This window comes from Streptomyces malachitofuscus (genome assembly GCF_055571035.1).
In genome coordinates this window covers 227,700-252,384 of record NZ_JBVIGA010000011.1, presented here as the reverse complement: position 1 = coordinate 252,384, position 24,685 = coordinate 227,700, and the positions used below count along the sequence as shown (strand labels likewise).

Here is a 24,685-nt window from a genome sequence, read left to right as displayed (position 1 = left end):
GTCAGCGCTTGACGGCCCTCAGCACCACGAACTTCGGGTCGCTCGCCACCACGTCGCTGTTGCCGAACAGCCGCCGCAGCTTCACGTGGTACCCCAGGTGCCGGTTGCCGATCACCCACAGCTCGCCGCCCGGGCGCAGTGCGCGGCGGGCTCCCGTGAACATGCGCCAGGCGGTGGCGTCGGTGGTGGCCTGGTGGGAGTGGAAGGGCGGATTGTTGAGCACCAGGTCGACGCTGCCCGCCGGCACGCCCGCCAGGCCGTCGCCGACCCGGAACTCGGCGTGCCCGGGGACCTCGTTCGCCGTGTACGTGGCCTGCGCCGACGCCACCGCCTGGAAGGACTCGTCCACGAACAGCACCTCGGCCCGCGGATCGGCCAGCGCCATCGCCGTGCCGACGACGCCGTTTCCGCAGCCCAGGTCCACCACCCGGCCGCCGTTCCGGCCGGTGGGCAGATGCTGCAGGAAGAAGCGGGTGCCGACGTCGAGGCGGTCCGCGCAGAAGACCCCGGCGTGGTTGACGACGGTCCGGCCCGAGACCGGTCCGATGCCGTCGGGGAGCGTGTAGCGGTACGGCCAGGGGTTGGCGGGGCGGTCCGCTGCGGGATCAGGTGTGCAGTGGATCAGCCGCGCCTTCTTCTCGGCGAGCGAGGTCCTGGTGGGGCCGAGGATCTGCTCGAAGAGGTTCAGCGTCGAGGTGTGGATCTCCTTCACCATGCCGGTGCCCACGACGACCGTGCCCTCGTGCACCGCGGGTGCCAGCCGCAACAGCTGGTCCTCCAGCAGCGCCAGGCTCTTCGGCACCCGGACGAGCAGGACGTCGATCCGCTCCGGCGGGGGATCCTGAGTGGTGAGCAGCCGCACCGTGCCGGGCTCCGCCGCGTTGCGGGCCAGGTTGGCACGGGTCGCCTGCTGCCCGAGCCAGGAATCGGTGATCTGCGTCGGCCGGTGCTCCGCCAGCGCGGTGACCAGCGCGCCCCAGCGGTCGCCGACGACCACGACCGTGCCGGACAGCGGGATCCGCCGGTCGGCGAGATGTCTGAGGAGGTACGCGTCGGACGCGTCCCAGGCGCGCAGCCTGTCCCGCGGATCATCGGGGAACCGGGCCAGCACCCGGTCGCCCCACGGCGTCGTCATACGGTCGTTCATCGTCCGACCAGGCTATCCGAGCACCGGCGCGACACCCGTCGGGGAGGAGGGAGGATGGGAGCCATGGACGCCGAGCTGTTCCCCAGGGCACGGACCGAGATCGCGCCGGGTGCGGTGCACCTGCCGGACTGGCTCGGCGCGCGGGAGCAGCGGGAGCTGCTGGAGTCGTGCAGGCAGTGGGCCCGGCCGCCCGCCGGGCTGCGCACCGTGCGCACTCCAGGAGGCGGCACCATGACCGCCCGGCAGGTGTGCCTGGGGTGGCACTGGTATCCGTACGGCTATGCCCGCACCGTCGTCGACGGTGACGGGGCGCCGGTGAAGCCCTTCCCCGCGCGGCTCGGCGAACTGGGCCGCCGCGCGGTGACCGACGCGCTGGGCGCGGAGACCGCGCGGGACGCCGCGTACGACATCGCCCTGGTCAACTTCTACGACGCCGACGCCCGTATGGGCATGCACCGCGACAGCGACGAGCGGTCGGAGGCGCCCGTGGTGTCGCTGAGCCTCGGTGACACCTGCGTCTTCCGCTTCGGCAACCCCGCGACCCGGACCCGCCCCTGGACGGATGTGGAGCTGCGCAGCGGCGACCTGTTCGTCTTCGGCGGGCCCTCCCGGCTCGCGTACCACGGAGTTCCCCGGGTGCACGCGGGCACCGGACCCCCGGAGTTGGGGCTGTCCGGGCGGCTGAACATCACGCTGCGGGTGAGCGGCCTGTAGTCCGCGGCGACTGCGGATCATGGGAGACTCGCCTTCATGAGCGGGAAGGCGGACCCCCGGCCGGCGGGGGAAGGGACCACCTCGAGGACGCGGCTGGACCGGGGGCGCGGCGCGCTCGGACCCGCGCTGGAGCTCGTGCACACCGGACGCGCACCGACCCGCGCGGTGCTCACCGCCGAGCTGGGCGTGACCCGCGCGACGGCCGGGGCGGTCGCCGCCGAACTGGAGGCGCTCGGGCTGATCAGGGTCGACGCCCGGCCCGGTGCGGCGGCCGGTTCGCAGGGGCGCCCCTCGCACCGGCTCTCCGTCGCCGAGGACGGACCCGTGGCGCTCGCCGCGCAGGTGCACGCCGACGGTTTCCGGGCCGCCCTCGTCGGGCTCGGCGGCCGCATCGTCGCCACCGCGCCGGGCTGCGAGGTCGTCGACGCCGACCCGGCGAAGGTCCTCGGTTCCGTCGTCGCGACGGGCGCCGACCTGCTGCGCGGGACCGGGCGGCGGTGCGTGGGCGCCGGGCTCGCCGTGCCCTCGGCGGTGGCCGAACCCGAAGGGCTCGCCCTCAACCCTCTGCACCTGGCCTGGCCCGCGGGCGCCCCGGTGCGGGAGATCTTCGCCGAACAGGTGCGCGCGGCGGGGCTGGACGGGCCCGCCTTCGCGGCCAACGACGTCAACCTCGCCGCCCTCGCCGAACACCGTCACGGCGCCGGGCGCGGCTCCCGCGACCTGCTGTGCGTGGCCACCGGCCACCGCGGTGTGGGCGGGGCGCTGGTCCTCGACGGCCGTCTGCACTCCGGCAGTTCGGGACTCGCGCTGGAGGTCGGCCATCTCGCCGTCAACCCCGAGGGCCGGCCCTGTCACTGCGGCAGCCGCGGCTGTCTCGACGTCGAGGCGGACCCGCTGGCGCTCCTGACCGCGGCAGGGCGGGCACCGGGCCCCGAGATGTCCCTGCTCAGGCAGGCCGACGACCTGATCCGCGGGCAGTACGACGACCCGGACGTGCGCACCGCCACCGAGTCCCTCATCGACCGGCTGGGACTGGGCCTGGCCGGGCTGGTCAACATCCTCAACCCCGACCGGATCATCCTCGGCGGACTGCACCGCACCCTGCTGGAGGCGGACCCGGACCGGCTCCGCGCCGTCGTCGCCGACCGCAGCCTGTGGGGCCGCAGCGGCGGCGTGCCCATCCTCCCCTGCACCCTCGACCACAACAGCCTGGTCGGCGCGGCGGAACTCGCCTGGCAGCCGGTACTGGACGATCCTCTGGGGGCACTGACGTAACAACGCCAACCCTCCGACGCACAGAAAGCCGACTTCATGACCGACCAGCTCACCGTCAGCGTCCTGGGCACCGGCATCATGGGCGCGGCGATGGCCCGCAACCTCGCCCGCGCCGGTCACACCGTCCGGGCCTGGAACCGCACGCGAGCCAAGGCCGAACCGCTCGCCGCCGAAGGCGCCCACATCGCCGGCACTCCCGCCGAGGCGGTCGAGTCCGCCGACGTCGTGCTGACCATGCTGTACGACGGAGCGGCCACCCTGGAGACGATGGGCCTGGCCGCCCCCGCCCTGCGCCCCGGAACCGTCTGGGCGCAGTCCACCACCGCGGGCATCGAGGGCGTCGCCGAACTGGCCGCTTTCGCCCGTGAGCAGGGTCTGCTCTTCTACGACGCCCCGGTCCTGGGCACCCGCGAGCCCGCCGAGGCCGGCCGGCTGACCGTGCTCGCCGCCGGCCCCGTCGAGGGCCGGGACAGGGTGACCCCCGTCTTCGACGCCGTGGGCGCCCGCACGGTGTGGACCGGCGAGGACGGAGCGGCGGCCGGCGCGACCCGCCTGAAACTGGTCGCCAACAGCTGGGTCGTCGCTGCCACCGCCGCCGTCGGAGAGACCCTCGCCCTGGCCGAGGCCCTGGACGTCGCGCCGGACGGCTTCTTCGACCTCATCGCCGGCGGCCCGCTCGACATGGGCTATCTGCGCGCCAAGGCCGCACTGATCCTCGAGGGGCGGCTCACCCCGGCCCAGTTCGCCGTGACGACCGCGGCCAAGGACGCCAGACTGATCGTGCAGGCCGGCCGGCAGCACGGCGTCCGCCTGGACGTCGCCGCCGCGAGCGCCGAACGACTGGAGCGGGCCGCCGGCAAAGGCCACGGCCAGGAGGACATGGCCGCGGCCTACTACGCCAGTTTCGACGACGGGCCCGCCGCCTGAGCACGCCGACCCCACCGTCCAGCACACCGAGGAGCCCCTGGTGTCCAAGCCCCCACTCCCGCCCGAGGCCGACGCCCTGCTGCGCAGGCCCAACCCCTGCGTCATGGCCACGCTGCGCTCCGACGGCGCGCCCGTGTCCACGCCCACCTGGTATCTCTGGGAGGACGGCCGCGCACTGGTCAACTTCGACGAGGGGCGAGTGCGCCTCAAGCACGTCCGCCGCGATCCCCGGGTGACCCTCACGGTGCTGGCCGGTGACGACTGGTACACCCATGTCACCCTGATCGGGCGGATCGCGGAACTGTACGACGACAAGGACCTGGCGGACATCGACCGGCTGTCCCGGCACTACGAGGGCAGGCCGTACCCGGACCGCGAGCGGGCCAGGGTCAGCGGGTGGGTCGAGGTCGAACGCTGGCACGGCTGGGGTGCGATGAAGGACAGCGCCCAGTCCGGCTGACCCCACGGTGCCCCCGGAGCACGCAGACGGGCCGTGGCTCCGGCGGGCCGGGAGCAGCGGCCCGCCGCCCGCGTACTCCCCGGGAGGTACGCACGGTGCCGCCGGCCGTACGACGACCGCGCCCCCCTCGCGGGACGACTCTCGAGATGTCGCACAAGGAACGACGAGAGATCGCCCCCGAGGAGCTGAACGATCATGCAGACCCTGGCGCACTTCTCAGACGGCGGGCCCGGCCCGTGGATCCTGTTCTTCCCCGTGTTCTGGGCCCTGGCCATCGGCGGCGGCATCGCGCTGCTGCGCCGCACGGCGGGGCGCGGACGCCGCGGCCCCGGCCCGGGCCGGCCGACGGTGGAGGACACCTCTCCCATCGCGGTGCTCGGCCACCGCTTCGCCTCCGGTGAGATCGACGAGGAGGAGTACTGGCGCCGTCTGTCCGTCCTGGACGAGCAGTTCGGCCGGCCCGGCAAGGGCGGTGCGCGATGACCGCCACGACCACCGGCACCCGGACCACCGCCCGGGTGGTCGACGCCGTCACGGTGTACGGCACCGGCGACACCGCCGTACGGGCCCTGGACGGGTGAGCGTGACCTTCCCGGCCGGCCGTCTCACCGCGATCATGGGGCCCTCGGGGTGCGGCACGTCCACCCTGATGCACTGGGCGGCCGGACTGGACACTCTCACCTCCGGCGCCGCCTGGATCGGTGACACCGAGCTGGGCTGTCTCGACGACCGCCGCCTCACCCTGCTGCGCCGCGACCGGGTGGGTTCCGTGTTCCAGGCCCACAACCTGGTGCCGACGCTCACCGTCGCGGAGAGCATCACCCTGCCGCTCGACCTCGCGGGCGGCGGGGGAGACCGGGAGTGGGTCGACGCACGCGTCGACGTGGTCGGCCTGCGCGGCCGGCTGCGGTACCCGCCCGCGGAGCTGTCCGGCGGCCGGCAGCAACGGGTGGCGGTGGCCCGGGCGTTCGCCCGGTGGGCGCGACGGCACCCCGCGAGCGCCGGGCTGCCGGGCAGCCTCCCGGCCGGCACCGACGCGGAGCAACTCGCCGGTGCCGGGGGCGCAACCCACCCCCGGCCCGGCCCGACACCCCGCACGGGCAACCGAGTTGCTCAGCCCGGCACGGTCGACCGCGCCGGCGCGCGTTCGGGTTCGCGGCTGCCCAACCCGTGCTCGACGAGTGCGACCTCCGTGAACCGGGGATCGGCCGGCTCGACGGCCGTGAGCCGCGGCCGCCGCCCCCACGCCGCCGGCGCCGTCTCGCCCGGTGCGGGCAGCGTGAACCACACGACCTTGCCGGACTCCCCGTCCGGCACCGCACCCCAGCTCTCGCTCATCGCGGCCACCATCGCCAGCCCCCGCCCACACGTGGCGAGCGGCCCGGCGTCCGCCACGACAGGAAGGCGCGGATCATGGTCGTACACCGAGACCTTGAGCCGGTCGATCAGCAGCTCCATCTCGACGGTGCACGTCTTGTCGGGCTGTGCATGCCGGTGGACGTTGGACAACAGCTCTGTCACACCGAGCGAGGCCCGGTCTATCAGCGAATCCATATGCCAGTAGCGCAACTGCGCAGATACGATTCTGCGGACCTGGCCGATCCGCGACGGCAGGGCTTGGAGCTCCACCGTGCAGTGCCTGCTTGGGTGACTGATCACGGCTGCGACTCCCCGACGTGAGGTCCGGAAGAACACGGAGTTCGGATCCAGCAGGTCGCCTGCGTGACGCGGCCGCCTGCTGTCGTGGCCGGCGGGCTGGTTCGCAGCGTTATCGCCGGTAGACCCAGAGTGACGTGAGACCAGCGTGACGCAGCGGACAAGGTGGCGCAACTCGCGGACATCTCAGGCGCCGCGCCCCGCAGCCCGGCGGACGGCTTCGATGAAACGGCGGGCGGCCGGCGGCCCGGATTCCCCCGGAGCGGGATCGTGGTCGCCGAGGGTGAGCAGGTACCGGTTGCCGTTGAGGTCCGCCAACGCCCGGTCCTCGGGCACGAACCACGGCCTGGTCGCGCGCACCGCCTGCACCGGTGCGCTGTCTATCTCGCTGCCGTAGCTGGTGAGCAACTCCAGCCGACCCTCGCTGATCCGGACCTGGCCGGCCCGGGTGAGTGACCGCAGCCGTTTGCCGATCCGCACGCCCGTGGCCGTGAACTCCGGCTCCGCCATGCCACCCGCCCCCTCGTGTGCGTCGGTGTGCCGGACCGTGCTCCGCGGGCCGGCTCCTGCCAGATCCAGTGTGCCCTTGCTCCCGCCGGTGCAGTCTGCCCGCACCCGCCGCCGAGCACCAGTACACGCGCCCCCCTTCCCCGGGGCGCGTGGAGCACTCGCGCCAATGCGCCCCTGCGCCCCCGCGCCCCCCGCCCCCAGGGGTGCCTTTGGGCCTCCCAAAGGACTGTTTATGCAGGTGAGGGGTGGTGCGGATGGTGCTTATGATCGGTGTACCGGCCGCGCGGGACGCCGTCGGCGCTCAGCGTAAGGAGCCCTGTCGTGAGCACTCCCCAGCAAACCCTGACCGGCGCCACCCTCGACGTCGACCACAGCGACCCGGCCTATCGAGGCTGGCTGAAAGAGGCCGTCCGCAGGGTCCAGGCCGACGCCAACCGCTCGGCCGACACCCATCTGCTGCTCTTCCCGCTGCCCGAGCGGTGGGGCATCGACCTCTATCTGAAGGACGAGTCCACCCACCCGACCGGCAGCCTCAAGCACCGGCTGGCGCGTTCGCTCTTCCTGTACGGGCTGTGCAATGGCTGGATCCGCCCGGGCCGCCCGGTGATCGAGGCGTCCAGCGGCTCGACGGCCGTGTCCGAGGCGTACTTCGCGAAGCTGATCGGCGTGCCCTTCATCGCGGTCATGCCGCGCACGACGAGCGCCGAGAAGTGCCGCCTGATCGAGTTCCACGGCGGCCGGTGCCACTTCGTGGACGACCCCCGCACGATGTACGAGGCCTCCGCCGCCCTCGCGGCGGAGACCGGCGGCCACTACATGGACCAGTTCACCTACGCCGAACGGGCCACGGACTGGCGGGGCAACAACAACATCGCCGAATCGATCTTCCGCCAGCTGCGGTCGGAACGGTTCCCGGAACCGGCGTGGATCGTCGCCACGGCCGGCACCGGCGGCACCTCGGCGACCCTGGCACGCTACGTCCACTACATGCAGTACGACACCCGCATCTGTGTCGCCGACCCGGAGAACTCGTGCTTCTTCCAGGGCTGGACCACCGGTGATCCGGACGTCGCCTGTGACAGCGCCTCCCGCATCGAGGGCATCGGACGCCCCCGGATGGAGCCGAGCTTCGTGCCCGGCGCGATCGACCGGATGATGAAGGTGCCCGACGCGGCCAGTGTCGCCGCCGTGCGGGCCCTGGAGGGGGTCATCGGCCGCAAGGCGGGCGGCTCCACCGGCACCGGGCTGTGGAGCGCCCTGAAGCTCGTCGCGGAGATGGTCGCGCAGGGACGGCACGGGAGCGTCGTGACGCTGCTGTGCGACCCGGGGGACCGGTACCTGGACAAGTACTACTCGGACGCCTGGCTGGCCGCGCAGGGCCTGGACGTCGCGCCCTACACGGATGCGATCGAGTCCCTGCTGCGGACCGGCGTCTGGCCCGGCGGGGACCTATCCCGCGAGCCGGCCGTCCAGTGAGGTCACCGCGGAGCGGAAGGCCCGCCCCAGCCCCGGCCGGGCGGCCCTGAGCGCCAGCCGGAACGGCGTGGTGCCGTCGGCCGCCATCGTCCACCGCACATGCGTCCCCGCCCCGGCCGGCGCGAGCCGCCACTCCTCGACCATGGCACGGACACCGGGCACATTGGTCACGTCGACGCGATAGGCGTACACCTCGGGCGTCTTCGCCACCAGGACGGTCTCGCGGAACCGGGCTCCGCCCCTCAGGCGGATCTCCCGCCCCGCGCCCCCGTCGAGGGGGCGGGCCAGCGTGACCGATCCGAACCACTGGGGCCAGCCGGTCACGTCCTCGGCCAGCGCGCGGAAAGCCGCCTCCGGCGCGGCGGAGATGTCCCGGCCGAAGACCAGACGCACGGGCGCGGCCCCGGCGAACTCGTGCCCCACGGGGCGCAGACGGTGGGCCATGGACGTATCCCCCTTGACGGATGCCGACTTCCGGACGGGCGGGCGGCGTTCGGGACGGGTTGCGCCGGCGGTGGCTCACACCTCGGCGGCCTCCGCGGCGGCCTCCGGCTCGCCCGCCACGACCAGGTGCCGCAGACGCTCGGAGACCTCCGCACGTGCCTCCGCGGGCAGCCCGGAGTCCGTGACGAGGGTGTCGACCTGGTCCAGGGAGGCGAACGAACTCAGCCCCACCGTCCCCCACTTGGTGTGGTCGGCGACCACCACCACGCGACGGGCCGACTGCACCAGCCGCCGGTTGGTCTCGGCCTCCGCCAGGTTCGGCGTCGACAGGCCCGCCTCGACCGATATCCCGTGCACCCCGAGGAACAGCAGATCGAAGTGGAGCGCCGCGATCGCCTGGTCGGCCACCGGTCCCACCAGCGAGTCGGACGGCGTGCGCACACCCCCCGTCAGGACGACCGTGGCCGCGCCCTGCCGGGGTCCGGCGGTGCGCTGCGCCGCGTGGAAGACGTCGGCCACCCGTACCGAGTTGGTGACCACCGTGAGGTCGGAGACGTCGACCAGCCGGTGCGCCAGCGCGAACGTCGTCGTACCACCGGACAGCGCGATCGCCGCACCCGGGGAGACCAGCTCGGCCGCCGCCCGCGCGATGTCCTCCTTGGCGCTCAGCTCCAGGCCGGACTTGGCTTCGAACCCGGGTTCGTGCGTGCTCGCCTCGACCACCGGCACCGCTCCGCCGTGCACCTTCTCCAGCACGCCCTGCCGGGCCAGCGCGTCGAGATCGCGGCGGACCGTCATGTCCGACACGCCCAGCTTGCGGGTCAGCTCGTTGACCCGGACGCCGCCCCGGCGCCGGACCTCGTCGAGGATCAGGGCGCGTCGCTGCTCCGCGAGCAGGTTCTGATTCTCGCTCACGTACGCTCCGGTCCTTTCGCCGCACAGCCGTCCGACACGCCTCGCGCACCCGCCGCGACGAGCGGATCCCCTCCCGGCACCGGTGCGCGGACGTCCCATCCTCGCATGCCGCGTCCCGGACGGCGCCACCGGTGGCTCGCCACGCACATGTCACTAATGCGCAAAGAGTGCCTGCCCGTCGCACCGATTCGGGGAGATTGGGTGACGAGAGGTGCGAGCCGTTCCGGCGCGGGAGATCCTTCGACCGTACGGACGGAACCGACGGGGCGTCACGGGGGAAGTGCTGATCGGTGGAGAGCGCGCAGGGACACAGACCGGCCGAGCGGCCCGACGACCCGGGCACCCGGCCCGGGGAACCCGGAACCGCACTGGAACTCCTGGTCCACGGGGTGGGCGGCACCACCCCCGAGAAGATGCTCGACGATCCGCGTACGGTCCGGATCACCGGTGACGACATCGCCGCCGTGTTCCGCCGCGCCGACGACGCCGACGCGGAACGCCGGCCCGCCGGCCGTCGCGAGGGACCCGTCCCCGAGGCCTACGTCTGGTGCAACCTCACCTCCGGCAACGGCACCCGCGCGCTGTGGCTGCTGCTGCTCCCCTTCATGGTGGTCAACCTCGCCCACTGGATGCGCCCCACGGCCCGGGGCCGCAGGCGCACCGTCCGGCTGTACGGGCTGCTGGTGCGGCTGGCCGGACTGAGCCTGACGGTGCTGCTCGTGGCGGCCGCCTGCGAGGTCGCCCTCGACCTGGCGGCATGGCAGTGCGCGGGCACCCTCGCATGCGCCGAGGGGCACTCCTGGCTGGGCTTCCTCTCGCCCGAGATCTCCGACGGCGGCTGGTGGAGCCCGCCGGGCCGCCGGCTCGCCCTCGCCGCGCTGGTGCCCACCGCCCTCACCGGACTGCTGTGGTTCCTGTCCCTGCGCACATGGAGCGCGTACGAGTCCCAGCAGCCCATGACTCACGACCCCGAGCCCGAGGAGGACGGCGGCCCCACCGCGCTGAGCCGGCCCGGCTTCTGGTACGGCCGGCGCCTGGTCGCCCGGCTGCGCGCCGCGCACACCGCCGCCGGACTGCTCACCGTCGCCGCCGCCGTCGGCTCCGCGGCCGCCCGGTACGACCGCGAGCCGGGCGGCCCGGCCGTCCTGGACCTCCTCGGCGTGCTGCTGGAGGCGGTCCTGGCCGTCGGGGCCGGCGTCGTGGTGTGGGTGGTCTGCCGCCGGGGCCGCAGCGAACGCCGGCTGGACAGCGGCCTCGACCGGCGCCTGGTGCGGTGGCTGCCCCTCACCGGCCTCCTCGTGCTCGCGCTCACCGTGGTGTACGCCGGGTGGGAGCGCCCCGGGTGGGAGTCCGCGGGCCGGCTGCCGGGTGACGCCACCTTCGGCGCCCTCGCCCTGGCCCAGGGCCTGCTGGTGATCGTCCTGGCCGGGGTCGCCCACACCCTGCACCGCACCCTCCCCGACCGGCGCGCCGCGATGCGGGGCCTGGCCGGACCGGCCGTCGCCATGCTCGCCTGCGCGCTCGGCGGGGTGATGTCCGGCGGTGTCTCGCAGCGGGTGTCCGACTGGCTGGACGGCACCGGGACGTCGATGCCCGGCCCGCCGGTGCTGCTCACCTGGCAGGCGTCCGTGATCCCGCCGCTGATCGTCCTGCTGCTGGTGCTCTGCGGCTGGCTCGCCCGGCGCGCCTGGCGGCTCGCCCGCGCGGAATGCGCCGCCGTGGAACGCGAGTACCCCGGCGAGACGGGTGATCCCGGCCGCACCCGCCGGATCGCCTCCGTGCGCGCCATGGCCGCCCTCACCGACCGCGGACCGCGCATCCTCGCCGTCACCTCCGCCGCCACCCTGCTGCTGGGAGCCGGCGCCCTGGCCGGCGCCCTCGTCACCGACAAGACGCCCGGAGAGGCGGCACAGGGCTCGTACGCCGTCGTCCACGGCGCTGCCGAGACCGCGCAGGCGCTGGGATCCTGGCTGATCGGGCTCGGCTTCATACTCTTCGTCACCTGGGGCCGCCGCGCCTACAAGGACGCCTCCGCCCGGCGCACCATCGGCATCCTGTGGGACGTCGGCACCTTCTGGCCGCGCGCCGCGCACCCCTTCGCGCCGCCGTGCTACGCCGAGCGCGCCGTGCCCGATCTGACCTGGCGGATCGCCACCTGGACCCGGTCCACCGGCGGCAGGCTGGTCATCTCGGGCCACTCCCAGGGCAGCGTCCTCGCCGCCGCGGCCGCCTGGCAGCTCACGCCCTCCACCCGCAGGCGCGTCGCGCTGCTGACCTACGGCTCCCCACTGGAGCGGCTCTACGGCCGCTGGTTCCCCGCCCACTTCGGGCCGGACGCCCTGGGCTTCCTGCACCAGGAGGTCGACTGCTGGCGCAACCTCCACCGGCGCACCGACCCCATCGGCGGTCCGATGCGACTGCCCGGCGACCTGGGACCCGACGTGGACCGCCCCGCGCTCCGGGACCCCCTGGCCTACGGCCGCACCGAGGCCCATCCGCTGCCCGCGCCGATCCTCGGACACTCCGACTACCAGGCCGACCCGGCCTTCGCCGAGGAGCGGCGCCGGCTGCTCGCCCGGCTGCGGCCCGAGGTACCGGCCCCCCGGAACACCGGGGAGCCCGGCGGTCCCTCGCGGTGAGCGACCGCGCTCAGGGGAGAGCGGGCAGGTCCTCGGCGAAGAGCAGGGTCAGGTCGTCGGTGGTCGGCTCCTCGAGCTGGGCGACGCGGCTCGCATGCCGTTCGACCATCGCCTCGAAGGTCTGCCGCGCGGTGCGCCCGTTGCCGAACGCGGGCCCCTTGGGGATAGCGGTGAAGTAGGCCAGCAGGGCCTCACCGGCGCCCCGCGCCAGCCGGTACTCGTGCTCCTCGGCCTGCTGCTGCACGATCCGCAGCAGCTCGTCGGGGCCGTAGTCGCCGAAGGTGATCGTCCGCGAGAAGCGGGACGCGACGCCCGGGTTGACCGACAGGAACCGCTCCATCTCGGCCGTGTAGCCGGCCACGATCACCACCACCGCGTCCCGCTGGTCCTCCATCAGCTTCACCAGCGTGTCGATGGCCTCCTTGCCGAAGTCGCGCCCGGCGTCCTCCGGGGAGAGCGCGTACGCCTCGTCGATGAACAGCACGCCGCCGCGCGCCTTCTCGAACGCCTCCTGGGTGCGGATCGCCGTGGAGCCGATGTGCTCGCCGACCAGATCGACCCGGGAGACCTCGACCAGATGCCCCTGCTCCAGCACCCCGAGCGAGGCGAGGATCTCGCCGTACAGACGGGCCACGGTGGTCTTGCCGGTGCCGGGGGAGCCGGTGAACACCAGGTGCCGCTTGACCGACGCCGCCTTCAGCCCCGCCTGCTGCCGGCGCCGGCCCACCTCGATCATGTCGGTGAGGGCGCGCACCTCCCGCTTGACGCTCTCCAGGCCCACCAGCGCGTCGAGCTCCCCGAGCACGGCCTTGGAGGTGCGGGTCTCCCGCTCCGGCCCGGTGGCGGGTGTCGGCTCGGGCGGTGCCGACTCGGTCGTCCGGGCGGCGGGCACCGTGCCCAGCAGCCCGGTGGAGTGGCTCGTCGTCTGCACGGCCGGCTGCGGTGCCGCGGGCGCCCGCAGGCTCCCGCTCTCGTCGCTCGTGCAGTCCTCGACGACGGGACCGCCCGAACCGGACGCGGGGTCCGCGCCCTCGGCGAACTCGTAACCGCCGCGCGCGCAGCGCTCCGTACGGCACTTCCGCAGCGTCGTGCGGCTGCCGTCGATCACATGGAAGCCGTATCCGCCGCTGCCCGTGACCCGGCAGTTCACGAAGGTGCCGCGGCCACCGGCCGACACGTAGACGCCGGCCTCGGCGGGGGAGTCGATCGTGCAGCGCTCGACGGTCGGATCGGCGCCCTTGGTGACGATCACGCCGGTCTGCGTGCCGTCCAGGGTGCAGTTGCCGAGGGTGCCGCCGCTGCCGTGGTCGCGGAACCAGGCGCCGGTCGCCGCCTCGCGGATCCGGCAGTCGTCGAGCTGCGCGGTGGCGCCGTCGCTGACCGACACGGCCGTGTTGCGCACCTGCGACAGATCACTGTCGACGACGTCCGCGCGCGAGCCGCGGTCGAGGACGAACAGCGCGTCCGGCACGTCGTGCACCCGGCAGGAGTCGAGTACGGCGGTGGCGCCGTCGCTCACCCACACCGCCGGGTAGTCGCCCGTGCTGTCGAAGATCTCGCACTGGTTGGCGTCGACGCGCGTGCCCGGGTCCCACACCGACAGCCCGTTGCGGCCGAAGCGCCGCACGCTGGTGCGGGTCAGGGTGAGCACCGAGCGGGACCGCAGGTCGACCGCGTTCTCCGGGATGTCGTGGATCCGGCAGTCGGCCAGTGTCAGCACCGCGTCCGTGTCGAGCGTGACGCCGTCCCCCGTCGTACGGTGCACATCGCAGTCGGTCAGATGCGCGGTGGCACGGCCGGTCACCTGGACACCGCTGCCCCGCACCTCGTAGACCTCGCAACCCACCGCCTCCAGGGCGGAGTTCTCCCCGGTCGCGGTCAGGCCCGAGCCGGCGGCGTGGTGCACCCGGCAGCGTTCGAACCGGGGGTGGGCGGCGCCGCGCACCGCGACGCCCGCCTGGCCGGCGGCGACCACCTCGCACTCCTCGAACACCCCGCCCCCGCCGTCCAGTACGGCGATGCCGACGCCCGCCGGGTTGTCGACCGTGCACCGGCGCACCGTGGGCCGGGCACCGCCGCGCACCTCGATGCCCGCAGCTGACCGGGTGACCACCCGGACGTCGCGCAGCTCCGGCGTGCCCTCCTCGACCAGCACGGCGGGGGCGGTGGCGTCCTGGCCCTCGACATGCAGGTCCTGCACCACCGCCGAGGCGCGCACGGTCAGCGGGACGCCGTCCACGGGCGCGATCCGCACCGAGCCGGGTGAGCCCTCCGGGCCGCGCAGGGTCACCGCCCGCTGGACGACGAGGTTCTCCCGGTAGGTGCCGGGGGCGACGGTGAGCACGTCGCCTTCGGCCGCGGCCTCCAGGGCGGCGGCGAGCGATGCGTACTCACCCGTGCGGCGGCGCCACCTCGATGTACCGGTGTGCGTCACCTGAACCGTGCCCTGTGCCATGGCGTAGCTGTGCCCCCACCTCGTCGTACTGATCGCTTGTTCCCGCCCGTGTCCTGCCGATCGGTTCGGCCGGACCACCGTAGCGTGCGCACGGGCACCGGGTTGACCAGAGCGGGAACGCCGTCAGCTGTCGGCTCCGGTCCTGCCCCAGTCCGGTCCCGCCCTCTCCCACGCCCTGCCCAGGCGGGCGTGGCGGCGACGGACCATCTCCCGCACGATCAGCCGTCTGCAACCCTCCACCAGGCCCGCGGCCACCAGGGCGGCGCCGATGCCGGCGAGCACGGCGTGCGTCGTGGCGGTCGCGGTGTCCAGAGGGCGGGCGACGGTCCGTCCCCGGGCGTCGGTCCATATCCTGAAGCGGTCGCCCGGGCGCGGGTCGTCGAGGCGGGCCGTCACGGTTCCGTTCCGCGCGGTGCCGTCCTGTGCGGTCCAGTGCGCCACGACGCGGCTGTGCGGCTCCCCGCCCCCGGCCGACTCCGGGTCGGCGTCCGGCGGGGACGGAGCGAGCGGGCGCACCACCGTGGCCGTCACCAGGTGCCGGGCCTTGTGCTGTGCGCGGACGGACTGCTGCAGGGCGTCCTGCGCGGCGCCCCCCACGAGGCAGCCGATCAGCGGGGCGGCGAGGGCCACGAGCAGCAGCGCCGCGAGCGCCGTCCACGCCTCGGCCAGGTCGGTGCGCCGGCACAGCGGGTTGTGCCGCCAGCGCCATAGTCCGCTGATCGCCCGCACCGCCGCACCCCCTCGCCGGTCTCTCATGGAGCTCTCATGAAAGGCCAACGGGCGAACCCGGGGCGCGGTTCCCGTTCCCGCGGCGGGATCGGCTATCCGGCCTCGACGGGGTCGCCGACCCTGATGGTGCCGGGGGAGAGGGGCACCAGATTCTGTCCGAAGAGGAGTTGGCCGCCGGGGCGCCGACGGGCGGCCAGCGAGCGCAGGGGCTCCTTCCCGCGCCGGCCCGTCTCCTGGTCGGTGGTGGTCACCACGCAGCGGGCGCTGGGTTTGGCGACGCGGAAGGCGACCTCACCGATGGTGACGCGCGTCCACTTCTCCTCCTCCCAGGGTTCGGTGCCCTCCACCACCACATTCGGCCGGAAGCGGTTCATCGGCAGCGGACCCTCGGCCGCGTGACGTCCCCCGGCGATCAGGGAGTTGAGGCCGTCGAGGGAGGCGGTCGTGGTCAGCAGCAGCGGATAGCCGTCGGCGAAGGACACCGTCTCGCCGGGCCGCGCGAACCGGGGATTCACCGGCCGTCGCGTGGCCGGGTCGTCCAGGTGCATCAGGCGTACCGCGACGCCGAGGTGGGCACTGCACCAGGCGTGCACGGCGTCGTCCTCGGCCGGGACCGCCTCCACCTTGGTGCCGAAGAGATCCACCGGAACCGTCCGGCCGGGCGTCGGCACGCCGGCCGTCACCGGCTCCCTTCCGGGCGCGGACAGTCGGACACCGCCGCCGGGCAGCAGCTCGGCGGCGGCCAGGGCCAGGCGCGGATGACGCCGTTGGGTGACGACCTTTCCCCCGTCGTCGACCAGCATCCAGCGCCGGTCCCCGGCCGGTCCCCAGGGCTCCACGACGACCTCCCGGAGCGGCAGGCACCGGAAGGCCTTGACCGGATGGATGTGGATCGAGTGCAGACGCGCGTTCCCCATGGGGCCATCGTGCCATCCGGCACCGACGGCCCCGGGCAGGCTCAGTACCCGCGGTACTGCTGGTTGTTGTACGGGTCCTGGTACGGCGCGGGGGCCGGCCGCGGAGCCGCGGGACGCATCGCCTCGTAGCCGGCGGGCGGAACCGGACGCGGCGGCTGCGGCTGGGGGCCGGGGTAGCCGCGCGGCGCGGTGGCCTGCTGCGGAATGTACGCGGTGTGCGCCTGCTGGAGCGGGGCGGGCTGCTGCGCCTGCGGGTAGCCGTAGGCGGGCTGGGACGGAGCCGCCGGAAGGGCGGGCAACGCCGAGGGAAGCGCGGGCAGATGACTGACCGGCGCCTCGTACGCGGCGGGGACCCGGATCGGGGCGATCTGCGGGGTGCCCCGCTCGGCCACGAGCGAGTCGTAGATCGGAGTGTCCGGGAAGGAGGCGGAGTAGTAGCCGCCGCCATAAGTGGAGCGGGGGGAGGTCATGGCACATAAGTTAAGCCCACGATGTGCTTTTGGGGAGACCGATAAGAGGGTTGTTTTCTGCGCCCCCCGTGACCGGGGCTCCCTAATATGAGCGAACTTGGGGAAAACGGGCAATCCGCTGAGTGTGTTTCGTGTAAAGGCCGAGTTCCGGGGCGGTTACCGGCGGTTGGCCCCCGGTTCCCGTGCCCGTCCCGTGGGCGTTCCCGGCGCGGGGGAATAGGTTGTGCGGACGAAGACCGACGGATGCCGGGACCTGGCCGGCGCGGGCGACCCGTGATGGGGGCGGACATGTCAATGCCGAAAGGATCGAACACACCGGTGCCGACGACGGCACTGCGGGTGGACGTGGGCTGGCGCTCCGGCCCCGGTGTGCCCGACGCGGACGCCTCGGCCCTCCTGCTGGCCGGCGGCAAGGTCCGCTCCGACAGCGACTTCGTCTTCTACAACCAGCCCGCCCACTCCTCCGGCGCCGTCCGGCACGAGGGCAAGCGGGACGCGGGCGGCCGGATCACCGACACCCTGCTCGTCGACCTCACGCGCGTGGAGCCCGGCATCGAGACCGTGATCCTGGCCGCCTCCTGCGACGGGGGCTCCTTCGGACAGGTGCCGGATCTGTCCATCGAGGTCAAGGACTCCGCCGACGGCACCGTGGCGGCGCGCTTCGACAGCGACGGCGCGACCACGGAGACGGCGTTCGTACTGGGCGAGTTCTACCGGCGCCAGGGCGCCTGGAAGTTCCGTGCCGTCGGCCAGGGCTACAGCAGCGGCCTCGAGGGCCTCGCCACCGATTACGGCATCACCGTGGACGAACCCCAGCACGCGGCCCCGCCGCCCCCGGCCGCCGCGGCGCCGCCCGTCGCGGCCCCGGTGACCGCGCCCCCGTCCCCGGCGGCCCCGCCGGCCGCCCCGCCCCCGCCGGCCGCACCCCCCGCGTCCGTCCGGCTGACGAAGGTGACGCTCACCAAGTCGGCCCCCTCGGTCTCCCTCACCAAGCAGGGCGGCACATCGGGAGCCCTGCACGTGAACCTCAACTGGCAGGTGCGCAAACAGTTCTCGGGATGGGCCGGAAAACTGGGCCGCCCGGTCGCCATGCACTCCGACCTCGACCTGGACCTGTGCGCCCTGTACGAACTCACCGATGGCAGGAAGGGCGTCGTCCAGGCGCTCGGCAACGCCTTCGGGGCCCTGCACCAGCCGCCGTTCATCCACCTGGACGGCGACGACCGCACCGGCGCCGTGGCGAGCGGTGAGAACCTCACCGTCAGTCTCGACCACAAGCACCTCTTCCGGCGCATCCTCGTCTTCGTCACCATCTACGAGGGCGCCCGCTCCTTCGCCGACCTGCACGCCACGGTCACCCTCCAGCCGCAGCACGGCGCGGCCATCGACTTCTCCCTCGACGAGTGCACCGTCCCCTCGACGGTCTGCGCGCTCGCCCTGATCACCAACACCGGCGGCGGCGAACTCGTCGTCCAGCGCGAGGCCCGCTACCTGGTCCCGGAGCGGGGAGTGAGTCCGCAGCGCACCGTGGACTACGCCTACGGATGGGGCATGAACTGGACGCCGGGCCGGAAGTGAGGGCTCGTCAGCCCTCGTCAGCTCTCGTCAGCCCTCGTCCGCAACGGCCTCCGGCCGGGCGTAGGTGCGGCCCTTCCAGGCCGCACCGCGTCCCCGGTGGTGCTGCACCGCCGAGTCCACCGTCATGAGGAGATACAGCGACGCGGTGAACGGCAGCAGGGGTGCCTGCCACAGCGGCTGCCGGTAGTACCGCAGCATGGGAATGTACGTCCCCGCCATCACGAGCCAGGCCGCCGCACCGGGCACCGCGGCGACCGCGCTGCCCGTCGCCGCGCCCGCCAGCACCGCCACCGGCGGCACCAGGTACACCAGCGTCAGGCCGGCGACCGTACCGGCCAGCAGCACCGGGCTGTGCCGCAGTTGCGCGTAGGCGCTGCGCGACACCATGCGCCACAGGTCGTGCAGCCGCGGATACGGACGCACGCTGTCCACCCCGTCCGCGAGCCCCAGCCAGATCCGTCCGCCGCTGCCCTTCACCGCGCGGGCGAGCGCCACGTCGTCGATGACGGCGTGCCGGACGGCGTCCGGGATCCGCGCCCGCGCGGCGGCCTCGGTACGCAGCAGCACACAGCCGCCGGCCGCGGCGGCCGTCCGGGTCCCCGCGCGGCCGATCCTGCGGAACGGGTACAGCTGCGCGAAGAAGTAGACGAACGCCGGTACGACCAGCCGCTCCCAGCGGCTCCGCACCCGCAGCCGGGCCATCTGCGACACCATGTCGAACCCGCCCGCACCGGCGGCCGCCACCAGCCGGCGCAGGCTGTCCGGGGCGTGCGCGATGTCGGCGTCCGTCAGCAGCAGGTACTCCGGGTCGCGCGCACGCGCGAGGGTGATGCCGTGCCGCACCGCCCACAGCTTCCCGGTCCAGCCGGCGGGCGGCTCCCCCGGGGAACCCACTGTGAGCGGCAGGCCGCCGTGCCGCCGCGCGAGTTCCCGCGCGAGCGCTCCGGTGCCGTCCATGCTGCCGTCGTCGACGAGGAAGACCTCGGCCCGGCCCGGATAGTCCTGGGCGAGCACCGACGGCAGGCTCGCGGGCAGCACCGCGGCCTCGTCACGCGCGGGGACGACGACGCACACGTCCGGCCACTCCTCCGGGTCCCGCAGCGGCGGGAGCCGGACATCCGTACGCCAGAACCATCCCTGGCAGAGCAGCAGCCACAGCCAGGCGGCGAGTGATCCGGCGGCACTCCACACAATGGCGCTCACGTGCGCAGTGTGCCCCACGGCACGGCCCCGTGGCGGCCCATCGACTATCGTGACCGGGTGAAGATCGCGCTCATGGACTCCGGAATCGGACTGCTGGCGGCCTCCGCCGCGGTACGGCGTCTCCGCCCCGACGCCGATCTGGTGCTCTCCCTCGACCCCGACGGCATGCCCTGGGGACCGAGGACCCCGGAGGACCTCACCGGGCGCGCCCTCGCCGTCGCCGGGGCGGCGGCCGCGCACCGTCCCGACGCGCTGATCGTCGGCTGCAACACGGCCACGGTGCATGCCCTCACCGCCCTGCGCGCCCGACTCGAGCCCGCCCTGCCGGTCATCGGCACCGTCCCGGCGATCAAACCGGCCGCGGCCGGCGGCGGACCGCTCGCGATCTGGGCCACGCCTGCCACGACCGGCAGCCCCTACCAGCGCGACCTGATCGAGAACTTCGCCGACGGCGTGAAGGTCACCGAGGTGCCGTGCTGGGGGCTCGCGGAGGCCGTGGAGCGAGCGGACGAGACGGCGATCAACGCCGCGGTCGCGGCGGCCGCCGCACTCACCCCGGACGACGTGACGACCGTCGTGCTGGGCTGCACCCACTACGAACTGGTCGCCGAGCGCATCCGGGCCGCCGTGCAGCGCCCCGGCCACCCGCCGCTCGCGCTGCACGGGTCCGCCGGGGCGGTGGCCGCCCAGGCCCTGCGCCGCCTCGGTGCGCAGGCTGCCCCCGGGGCACCGGCGAGCGGCACGCTGACGGTACTGCTGAGCGGACGCGAGGGCGGCGCGCTTCCCGAGCCCGCCCTCACCTACGCCGAGGGCAGGCTCCTCCAGACGCTCGCTCCCGCCCGGACGGCCCAGTAACGCTGCGCCACGCGGTACCGGCCGGGCGAAACCTGAGTAACCTCAAAGCCATGAAGGACCACCGCCAGGGCGAGCACCGCCCTCACACCGGGGTCTGGACCGGCCGCGCCACCAATCGCTTCCAGTGGCTGCTGGCGCTGATCGGTGCCGCGTGCCTGGCGCTCGGCATCGCCCTGGCCGTCGACTCCGCGTGGACGACCGGCGTCGCGCCGCTGGCCATGGCCGTCGTCGGCTGCATCGCCGCGGGCCTGCTCGTCCTGTTCGGCACGCTCGCCTTCGTCCATGTCGCGCTGCGGGTCGACGAGGACCATCTCGAGGTGCGCTGCGGCCACATCGGCGTGCCGCGCCGTCGTATCCCCTTGTCGCACGTCGCCGGCGCGGATTTCGCCCCGCATGTCACGCCGCGTCACTGGGGCGGCTGGGGCTACCGCTGGCGGCCCGAAAAGGGCACGGCGGTCGTCGTGCGACGCGGCGAGGGCGTCGTCCTGCGCCTCTGGGACGGCCACACCTTCACGGTCACCGTGGACGACGCGGAAGCGGCGGTCACCGTCATCCGCGACCGCCTCCGCCCCCACAAACCGGGCACGAAACACTGACCCGCAGGCCACGCGGTCGCCGTGGTGCGCGCGAGCCTCGCAGGGCGAGCCGCCGTCCGGACCGATCACCGCGCGGATGCGGCTTCTGCGGACTCACCGACGCCGGGGCGGTCGGCCGTGGCCGGGGCCGGTTCGGCGGGAGGGCGAGAAGGCAGGGCCGACGTGCTTCCGCGCGACGACGCGGGTCACGAGGGGGGCGGTCTTCGGCCGGGTGTGGGGGGAGTGTGCCGCGGGTCGGGTGGTCGGGGTAGGGGCGGGATGTCGCCAGGCCCGCCAGTAGTCCGCCGCCGACGGACACCGCGGTGAAGCTCAGGGCGTTGCCCACCGAGGCGATCGCGGCGAGGCCCGTCAGAGCCGTGCCCGCGGTCAGGACCACCGGCGTGGCACGCGGGCTGCGCCACAGGGCGTACAGCAGCCAGCCGAAGGCCAGAGCGAGCAGTATCGCCCCGACGACACCCTGCTCGGCCGCCAGCTGGAGCGGCGCGGAGTGGGGCTTGCCGTCGGACACCGGCGATTGCACCGACGTCGCGCTGAGCTCCCCGAAGCGCCCCGGCCCCACGCCCAGCGCCGCATGCTCCCGGACCATGGCGAGCGCGTCCCGCCACAGCCCCACGCGGTGCGCGGTCAGCCGGCCCTCCAACGATGCGGCGAGCCCTTCCGGCACGGCGTTCCAGGCCACCGCCCAGGCGAGCCCCGCGACCCCGGCGGCGGCCGTACCCAGTGCGGCGAGTACGGGAACGCGCCTCCGCACGCGGCCCACGGCGAGGGAACACAGCAGCACCACCGAGCCCGCGACGCATCCGGCGGCCGAACCCAGCACGGCCGCGGTCACCACGACGCCCACGGCCAGCAGGCGCAGGGCGAACCGTGCAGCGGGCGCGGCGGCCGCCCAGGCCGCACAGCACGCGGCGCCCGCCGACAAGGTCACCATGGCGGTCGTCGCACCCACGTGTCCCAGCGGCGCCGCGATCTGCGGGCCCGGTGTCAGATGCGGGACCGCCACCGTCAGGCCGATGCCGGCCAGCGCGGCGGCGCAGGGCGCGGCCACCGGCAACAGCGCCCCGCCGATCCGGCCCGCCGCATAGCCCGCGGCCACGGCGAGCACCGCGAGCAGCATGCCCTCCGGTCGGCCGCCCTGGGCCGCCGCCGTGATCAGAGGCCAGGCCGCACAGGCACCCAGCACCACGACAGCCGTCGCGTCCGGACCCGTCCGTCTCTCGCCGTCCGCATCCGGACCGGCGGAAGCCATCCCTGTGGAACCCACCCCGCACCCCGCACCGCGTCGCCCCCGACCTGTGACGACCCCGGGCGCCGGCACACGACGCGCCGCACGACCGGGGCACCGGCACACCGTAACGGCTGGTGGCCGGTTTGGGGACGTGTAGGACGAGTCGCGCGGAAACGATATGGCTCGTCATCCTCCCGAAAGAGGGGGTGCGGGACCTGTCGGCCGCTCTCCCGTCCGCACGCCCGTGCTGTCGGCCGCCAGGTCACGCGCCGTAGACTCCCGGAGTGACCGTCACCGCAACCTCCGTCGGCGAGTCGGACCCGATGCCGCCGCAGACCGCGCCCACCGCGCGGGGCAGCCGGTTCGTGCGCCTCCTCCCGGCCGCCGCAGCCGCGCTCTCGGGCCTGCTCCTCTACGTCAGCTTCCCGCCGCGCACCCTGTGGTGGCTGGCCCTGCCCGCCTTCGCCGTCTTCGGCTGGGTGCTGCGCGGCCGGAGCTGGAGGGCGGGACTCGGTCTCGGCTACCTCTTCGGTCTCGGCTTCCTGCTGCCGCTGCTGGTGTGGACCGGTGTGGAGGTCGGTCCCGGCCCGTGGATCGCCCTGGTGGTGATCGAGGCGGTCTTCGTCGCGCTGGTCGGCGCGGGTGTCACCGCGGTGTCCAAGCTGCCCGGGTGGCCGGTGTGGGCGGCGGCCCTGTGGATCGCCGGCGAGGCGGCACGCGCGCGCGTACCGTTCAGCGGCTTCCCCTGGGGCAAGATCGCGTTCGGTCAGGCGGACGGGGTCTTCCTGCCGCTCGCCGCACTCGGCGGCACCCCGGTGCTCGGCTTCGCCGTCGTGCTGTGCGGCTTCGGCCTGTACGAGATCGTCCGGCTCGCCGTGCGGGCCCGCCGCAGCGGCGACCTGCGCCGCGCCGCGGCCGTCGTGGGCGTCCTGAGCGTCGCCGTACCGGTGGTCGCGGCACTCGCGGCCCGGACGCTGGTCGGCGACAAGGCCGAGACCGGCACCGTGACCGTCGCCGCGATCCAGGGCAACGTGCCCCGTCTGGGTCTCGACTTCAACTCCCAGCGGCGTGCCGTCCTCGACTACCACGCGCGCGAGACGGAGCGTCTGGCCGCCCGGGTGGCCGCCGGGAAGGCCGAGCAGCCGGACATCGTGCTCTGGCCGGAGAACTCCTCCGACATCGACCCCTTCGTCAATCCCGACGCGCGCGCCGTCATCGACAAGGCGGCCAAGGCCATCGGCGCGCCGATCTCGGTCGGCGGCGTGGTCGCCAGGGACGGGAAGCTGCTCAACGAGCAGATCCTCTGGGATCCGGTGAAGGGCCCCGTCGACACCTACGACAAACGGCAGATCCAGCCGTTCGGCGAGTACCTTCCGCTGCGCTCCCTGGTGGGCGCGATCAACGAGGACTGGACCTCGATGGTCCGCCAGGACTTCAGCCGGGGCAGCGAGCCCGGCGTGTTCCGCATGAACGGCGCCGGGGTCGGCCTGGTGACCTGCTACGAGGCCGCCTTCGACTGGGCGGTGCGCGACACGGTCACCGCGGGCGCCGAACTGATCTCGGTACCCAGCAACAACGCCACCTTCGGCCGTAGCGAGATGACCTATCAGCAGCTCGCCATGTCCCGGGTCCGCGCCGTGGAGCACAGCCGCGCCGTCACCGTGCCGGTGACCAGCGGGGTCAGCGCGATCATCATGCCCGACGGGGAGATCACTCAGCGGACCGGCATGTTCGTCGCCGGCTCGCTGGTGCAGGAGGTGCCGCTGCGCTCCTCGCAGACGCCCGCCACCCGGCTCGGCGTGCTCCCGGAGATCGCCCTGGTCCTCGTCGCCGCGGGCGGTCCGGCCTGGGCCGCCGTCGCGGGGGTACGCGCGCGACGCGCCCGTGAGGCGTAGGCGTACTAGGCGTACCCCCCTTCCGACGTGCGGGGGAGCGTCGCGCGGCGCCGGTTAGGGTCGTTCCATGGCTACTCCTGACTTCATCCGCACGCTGCGCGCCTCCGCCGGTCATCAGCTGCTGTGGCTCCCCGGGGTCACCGCGCTCGTCTTCGACGACGAGGGCCGGGTGCTGCTGAACCGGCGGTCGGACACCCGCAAGTGGTCGGTGATCGGCGGCATCCCCGACCCGGGGGAGCAGCCCGCGGCCTGTGCGGTGCGGGAGGTCGAGGAGGAGACCGCGGTGCGCTGTGCCGTCGAACGGGTCGTGCTGGTGCAGGCCCTGGAGGCCGTGACGTACGGCAACGGGGACATCTGCCAGTACATGGACATCACCTTCCGCTGCCGCGCCGTCGGGGGCGAGGCGCGGGTCAACGACGACGAGTCGCTGGACGTCGGCTGGTTCGCGGTGGACGCGCTGCCGGAGCTCAACGAGTTCGCGCGCTTCCGGATCAAGCAGGCGCTGTCGGACGCACCCACATGGTTCGACCCCACTGGAAGCGGCTGAACTGTAGGGCCTGACCACATGGGTCGCCTTGGGGGTCCTGCCTAGGGTC

21 protein-coding genes and 3 pseudogenes are annotated in these 24,685 nt (G+C 73.9%); 13 read left to right on the top strand and 11 right to left on the bottom strand.

Annotation, left to right across the window (positions count from 1 at the left end; genetic code table 11):
- Position 1 precedes the first annotated feature (1 nt).
- The gene (locus tag ACZ44S_RS18535; protein ID WP_466930260.1) at positions 2 to 1,135 is read right to left on the bottom strand and encodes a methyltransferase; all 1,134 of its coding nucleotides are present in this window, start codon (positions 1,133 to 1,135) and stop codon (positions 2 to 4) included.
- Between the two features lie 75 nt (positions 1,136 to 1,210).
- Here ACZ44S_RS18535 and ACZ44S_RS18530 point away from each other — a divergent pair, with 75 nt between their 5' ends.
- The 6 genes and pseudogenes from ACZ44S_RS18530 to ACZ44S_RS18505 form a co-directional block, all read left to right on the top strand.
- Positions 1,211 to 1,861 carry an alpha-ketoglutarate-dependent dioxygenase AlkB family protein gene (locus ACZ44S_RS18530; RefSeq protein WP_466930257.1) on the top strand — a complete coding sequence of 217 codons (651 nt, stop codon included), beginning with the start codon at positions 1,211 to 1,213 and terminating at the stop codon, positions 1,859 to 1,861.
- Between the two features lie 36 nt (positions 1,862 to 1,897).
- A complete protein-coding gene (locus tag ACZ44S_RS18525) occupies positions 1,898 to 3,136 on the top strand; it encodes an ROK family protein (protein WP_466930202.1) in 1,239 nt (412 codons plus the stop codon).
- Between the two features lie 21 nt (positions 3,137 to 3,157).
- Positions 3,158 to 4,063: pseudogene (locus ACZ44S_RS18520) on the top strand (NAD(P)-dependent oxidoreductase); the annotation flags it as partial.
- A 40-nt stretch (positions 4,064 to 4,103) separates the two neighbouring features.
- Positions 4,104 to 4,523 carry a PPOX class F420-dependent oxidoreductase gene (locus ACZ44S_RS18515; protein ID WP_466930200.1) on the top strand — a complete coding sequence of 140 codons (420 nt, stop codon included), beginning with the start codon at positions 4,104 to 4,106 and terminating at the stop codon, positions 4,521 to 4,523.
- A gap of 195 nt (positions 4,524 to 4,718) precedes the next feature.
- On the top strand, positions 4,719 to 5,006 hold the full coding sequence (locus ACZ44S_RS18510; protein WP_466930198.1) for an SHOCT domain-containing protein: 288 nt from the start codon (positions 4,719 to 4,721) through the stop codon (positions 5,004 to 5,006).
- Positions 5,003 to 5,496 (top strand): annotated as a pseudogene (locus ACZ44S_RS18505) (ATP-binding cassette domain-containing protein); the annotation flags it as partial. The gene ACZ44S_RS18510 and the pseudogene ACZ44S_RS18505, both read left to right, overlap by 4 nt.
- A 140-nt stretch (positions 5,497 to 5,636) precedes the next feature.
- Here ACZ44S_RS18505 and ACZ44S_RS18500 read toward each other — a convergent pair.
- Positions 5,637 to 6,182: an ATP-binding protein gene (locus ACZ44S_RS18500; protein WP_466930254.1), complete on the bottom strand. Its 546-nt coding sequence runs from the start codon at positions 6,180 to 6,182 to the stop codon at positions 5,637 to 5,639.
- 183 nt (positions 6,183 to 6,365) lie between these two features.
- The gene (locus ACZ44S_RS18495) at positions 6,366 to 6,689 is read right to left on the bottom strand and encodes a hypothetical protein (RefSeq protein WP_466930195.1); all 324 of its coding nucleotides are present in this window, start codon (positions 6,687 to 6,689) and stop codon (positions 6,366 to 6,368) included.
- A gap of 321 nt (positions 6,690 to 7,010) precedes the next feature.
- Between ACZ44S_RS18495 and cds1 the strand changes: the two genes are divergently transcribed.
- Positions 7,011 to 8,165 carry an L-cysteine desulfhydrase Cds1 gene (gene cds1, locus ACZ44S_RS18490; protein ID WP_466930192.1) on the top strand — a complete coding sequence of 385 codons (1,155 nt, stop codon included), beginning with the start codon at positions 7,011 to 7,013 and terminating at the stop codon, positions 8,163 to 8,165.
- On the opposite strand, the gene ACZ44S_RS18485 is transcribed toward cds1, so the two are convergent.
- Together ACZ44S_RS18485 and ACZ44S_RS18480 are read right to left on the bottom strand one after the other, a co-directional pair.
- Positions 8,139 to 8,609 (bottom strand): SRPBCC family protein, encoded by a 471-nt coding sequence (locus ACZ44S_RS18485; protein WP_466930190.1) that lies wholly within the window; start codon positions 8,607 to 8,609, stop codon positions 8,139 to 8,141. The genes cds1 and ACZ44S_RS18485 overlap by 27 nt on opposite strands.
- A gap of 75 nt (positions 8,610 to 8,684) precedes the next feature.
- Positions 8,685 to 9,524: a DeoR/GlpR family DNA-binding transcription regulator gene (locus tag ACZ44S_RS18480; protein WP_466930188.1), complete on the bottom strand. Its 840-nt coding sequence runs from the start codon at positions 9,522 to 9,524 to the stop codon at positions 8,685 to 8,687.
- 290 nt (positions 9,525 to 9,814) lie between these two features.
- Between ACZ44S_RS18480 and ACZ44S_RS18475 the strand changes: the two genes are divergently transcribed.
- Positions 9,815 to 12,163 carry a hypothetical protein gene (locus ACZ44S_RS18475; RefSeq protein WP_466930185.1) on the top strand — a complete coding sequence of 783 codons (2,349 nt, stop codon included), beginning with the start codon at positions 9,815 to 9,817 and terminating at the stop codon, positions 12,161 to 12,163.
- 10 nt (positions 12,164 to 12,173) lie between these two features.
- Here the strand turns inward: ACZ44S_RS18475 and ACZ44S_RS18470 are convergent, their stop codons facing one another.
- The 4 genes from ACZ44S_RS18470 to ACZ44S_RS18455 all read right to left on the bottom strand — a co-directional run bounded on the left by ACZ44S_RS18470 (position 12,174) and on the right by ACZ44S_RS18455 (position 16,734).
- Complete coding sequence (locus ACZ44S_RS18470) at positions 12,174 to 14,618, bottom strand: right-handed parallel beta-helix repeat-containing protein (protein WP_466930183.1); 2,445 nt, start codon at positions 14,616 to 14,618, stop codon at positions 12,174 to 12,176.
- A gap of 123 nt (positions 14,619 to 14,741) precedes the next feature.
- On the bottom strand, positions 14,742 to 15,374 hold the full coding sequence (locus ACZ44S_RS18465) for an Rv1733c family protein (RefSeq protein ID WP_466930181.1): 633 nt from the start codon (positions 15,372 to 15,374) through the stop codon (positions 14,742 to 14,744).
- Positions 15,375 to 15,439: 65 nt separating this feature from the next.
- Positions 15,440 to 16,264, bottom strand: coding sequence for an MOSC domain-containing protein (locus ACZ44S_RS18460; protein ID WP_466930178.1), 825 nt, complete (start codon positions 16,262 to 16,264; stop codon positions 15,440 to 15,442).
- A 41-nt stretch (positions 16,265 to 16,305) separates the two neighbouring features.
- Positions 16,306 to 16,734: a DUF6643 family protein gene (locus ACZ44S_RS18455; protein ID WP_190163458.1), complete on the bottom strand. Its 429-nt coding sequence runs from the start codon at positions 16,732 to 16,734 to the stop codon at positions 16,306 to 16,308.
- A 294-nt stretch (positions 16,735 to 17,028) separates the two neighbouring features.
- Here ACZ44S_RS18455 and ACZ44S_RS18450 point away from each other — a divergent pair, with 294 nt between their 5' ends.
- Entirely contained in the window at positions 17,029 to 18,312 is a 1,284-nt protein-coding gene (locus tag ACZ44S_RS18450; RefSeq protein ID WP_466930251.1) for a TerD family protein, read from the top strand.
- Positions 18,313 to 18,339: 27 nt separating this feature from the next.
- On the opposite strand, the gene ACZ44S_RS18445 is transcribed toward ACZ44S_RS18450, so the two are convergent.
- Positions 18,340 to 19,533: a glycosyltransferase gene (locus tag ACZ44S_RS18445; RefSeq protein ID WP_466930174.1), complete on the bottom strand. Its 1,194-nt coding sequence runs from the start codon at positions 19,531 to 19,533 to the stop codon at positions 18,340 to 18,342.
- A 39-nt stretch (positions 19,534 to 19,572) separates the two neighbouring features.
- On the opposite strand from ACZ44S_RS18445, the gene ACZ44S_RS18440 reads away from it, so the two are divergent.
- The gene (locus tag ACZ44S_RS18440) at positions 19,573 to 20,370 is read left to right on the top strand and encodes a glutamate racemase (RefSeq protein ID WP_466930172.1); all 798 of its coding nucleotides are present in this window, start codon (positions 19,573 to 19,575) and stop codon (positions 20,368 to 20,370) included.
- 50 nt (positions 20,371 to 20,420) lie between these two features.
- Positions 20,421 to 20,966: a hypothetical protein gene (locus ACZ44S_RS18435; RefSeq protein WP_466930170.1), complete on the top strand. Its 546-nt coding sequence runs from the start codon at positions 20,421 to 20,423 to the stop codon at positions 20,964 to 20,966.
- Positions 20,967 to 21,213: 247 nt separating this feature from the next.
- On the opposite strand, the pseudogene ACZ44S_RS18430 reads toward ACZ44S_RS18435, so the two are convergent.
- Positions 21,214 to 22,215, bottom strand: a pseudogene (locus ACZ44S_RS18430) (O-antigen ligase family protein); the annotation flags it as partial.
- 263 nt (positions 22,216 to 22,478) lie between these two features.
- Here ACZ44S_RS18430 and lnt point away from each other — a divergent pair.
- The gene (gene lnt / locus ACZ44S_RS18425) at positions 22,479 to 24,089 is read left to right on the top strand and encodes an apolipoprotein N-acyltransferase (protein ID WP_466930168.1); all 1,611 of its coding nucleotides are present in this window, start codon (positions 22,479 to 22,481) and stop codon (positions 24,087 to 24,089) included.
- A gap of 67 nt (positions 24,090 to 24,156) precedes the next feature.
- Complete coding sequence (locus ACZ44S_RS18420) at positions 24,157 to 24,636, top strand: NUDIX hydrolase (RefSeq protein ID WP_190163451.1); 480 nt, start codon at positions 24,157 to 24,159, stop codon at positions 24,634 to 24,636.
- Positions 24,637 to 24,685 lie beyond the last annotated feature (49 nt).